This window comes from Cobetia sp. SIMBA_158 (genome assembly GCF_046566945.1).
In the GTDB taxonomy this organism is placed as follows: Bacteria; Pseudomonadota; Gammaproteobacteria; order Pseudomonadales; family Halomonadaceae; genus Cobetia; species Cobetia amphilecti.
Genome location: NZ_JAWJYL010000708.1, coordinates 1 through 254, shown reverse-complemented (window position 1 = coordinate 254; position 254 = coordinate 1). Strand labels below are relative to the sequence as shown.

At 41.7% G+C, this 254-nt stretch carries 1 protein-coding gene; it reads left to right on the top strand.

Features of this window, described 5'->3' with window-relative positions:
- Nucleotides 1-254: hypothetical protein (locus R2R70_RS21660; RefSeq protein ID WP_410979147.1), on the top strand; the 254-nt coding region annotated here is incomplete at both ends.

Here is a 254-nt window from a genome sequence, read left to right as displayed (position 1 = left end):
CATTGATTTTCAGCCTAAATTTAAAACACTGCTTGAGCAAAACACTAAATTTGTATGTTGGGGGGCAACGGTAGATAACAGACCTGATTTAACCGTGTGCTGTGACAATTACGGTGGTGGTAAACAAGCTGCGGCTCATTTTATAGCTCACAACAGACAAGATTGTGCATTTATTGGCGATGCTTCTGACCACAGCCCGGAATTTTTTGCTCGTTTTCAAGGGTTTAAGGACGAGCTAGAAGCTAACAATATCG